Raw genomic sequence first — 1,960 nt, forward strand, 5'->3', positions numbered from 1 at the left:
GCCGCACGCCTTACCTGAGCGGGCCTTATATGCCATTGAGCAATCGGTATTGAAAGGCACCCCGTTGATGATGTTCATCGACCCCGTGAGCGAGATAGGCGCTGACGCCGTGTCAGCGAACGCGAGAATGGAGGGGCTGCTGAACGCTTGGGGCATCCAGATGCCGGAGGACAAGCTGTTGATCGACAATCTTTATGCCTCATCAGCCACGCCCGGTCCGGGAATGCCCCGGGTACTGCACCCGGCCCGGCTACACCTGCCACGACAGGCCATGGCCACGACAGATATCAGCACCTGGGGGCTGGACAGCGTCATCGTCTCAAGCAGTGGCGCACTTTCGCTAGCGCCCAAAAGCCGCTCACTGTTGACCCCGCTTCTACTGAGCTCAGAGCAATCGGCCCTGTTGAACGCCAAACGCTTTGCCTCGGCGACGACATTCGACTCGCTCATCGATGAAACGGCAACTTCAGGGCAGCGCCATGTAATCGCGGCGCGCGTTGAGGGGCCCGCCTACTCAGCGTTTCCCGACGGCTTCAAGGGCCAGCCGCCCGGGCTGCAAAAAGCAGAACTGATTCAGATGGTAGTCGTGGCCGACACTGACCTGCTAGCGGACACTCTCAGCCAGGCACGACCCAACGGCAACGCGCAGTTTGTATTGAACACATTGGATAACCTGGCGGCGCCCGACGCACTCAAACGCATTCGACCCCGTGTCATGCACCAACCGTTGCACAGGCTGGATCAGATGCGGGACCAAGCCGCGCAGGCGTATCGGAAAAATTCGGTTGAGCTGGAGCGACGACTTGAGCAGACGGAGCAAGCGTGGCGAAGGTTGAACCCACTGCACACACGGCTTATCACCCAAGCGGTGGATACCAGTACCCAGTTGCAGGCACTGAACAAGGAGCGCCTGCAGCTGCCCATCGAGTTGCATGCATTCAAGGCGCAGGCCTATGCCCCGGTGCAGCGTTTCGAGCGACAGCTGAGAGGGCTGATAATCGTGCCCCTTCCGCTGCTGTTGTGCCTGATTGCCTGGTTACTTTTCCTACACCAGCGCCGGCGTCGTACCCCCGCGATCTTTCACTAATCGCTCACCGACGAGCAATCAGCCCTTGCCGGGCAATGCGCGTCAGTTGGTGGATCACCTCATGGGCATTGCTGGCACTCGGTGCCTGAATCACTGCCAGGTCGAAACTGTCGCTGGCAAAACGGGCCAGGGAATCGCCGTCTTCAACAAACTGGATCAGGAACGCCGAGGGCCGACCGGAACGACGTGGCCAGCCGTCCAGATAGCGCAGCAGTGTCGGCTGGTGCTTGCCGCCCAGCAGGATTTTCGGATTGCGTTGCGTCAGGTCCGCGGTGATCGGGGCCAGGCGTATGAGGGGGCGTAGTGCATTCATCGTGTCGTGTCTCTGCCTCAAAAGTCTGCGGGCAGGTGAGAGGCAACACCGAACCAGCGCTTTAGCGGTATTTCGAAGAACGCCCTGCGTGAGCAAGCGTGCTTCTGTCGGGCTGCATTGAGACCCAGTGGCGCCCCGCAATTAGCTGTTTAAATCGGCGCATGAGCAGCATCCTAGAGAAGCCGGTGGGGCAGTGTCAAGAATCCCGGGCAACGAAAAGGCCCGCATCAGCGGGCCTTTTGTGCAGCTTGCAAAACGATCAGTGAGTGATCGCGCGGTCGACAGACAATTTGCCCGCACCTTCCAGCAACACCGCCAGCGCGCCACCGAGCAACGCCAGTGCGAACTCATAACCGTTGTTGGCCATGAACAGCCCGTTGTGGATGTGTACAGAGAAAATCGCCACCAGCGTCAGGAAGGTCAGGCCCAATGCAGCAGGACGAACCAGCAAACCGATGATCAGGGCCAGGCCGGCGAAGAACTCGGTACCGCCCGACAGCAGCGCCATCAGCGTACCCGGCGCCAGGCCGATGCTTTCCATCCATTGTGCGGTGCCCGCC

3 protein-coding genes are annotated in these 1,960 nt (G+C 60.3%); 1 reads left to right on the forward strand and 2 read right to left on the reverse strand.

Going from position 1 to position 1,960, the window contains the following annotated elements:
* A partial coding sequence (locus GIW04_RS30290; RefSeq protein WP_442962825.1) for a Gldg family protein occupies positions 1-1,087 on the forward strand: 1,087 nt, incomplete at its 5' end.
* 4 nt (positions 1,088-1,091) lie between these two features.
* Here the strand turns inward: GIW04_RS30290 and GIW04_RS30295 are convergent.
* Both GIW04_RS30295 and GIW04_RS30300 read right to left on the reverse strand, forming a co-directional pair.
* A complete protein-coding gene (locus GIW04_RS30295) occupies positions 1,092-1,400 on the reverse strand; it encodes a hypothetical protein (RefSeq protein ID WP_003189853.1) in 309 nt (102 codons plus the stop codon).
* A gap of 259 nt (positions 1,401-1,659) precedes the next feature.
* Positions 1,660-1,960: DoxX family protein (locus tag GIW04_RS30300; RefSeq protein ID WP_236479573.1), on the reverse strand; the 301-nt coding region annotated here is incomplete at its 5' end.

The sequence above is a fragment of the Pseudomonas sp. PA-4-8C genome, assembly GCF_021606625.1.
GTDB lineage: Bacteria > Pseudomonadota > Gammaproteobacteria > Pseudomonadales > Pseudomonadaceae > Aquipseudomonas > Aquipseudomonas lactis.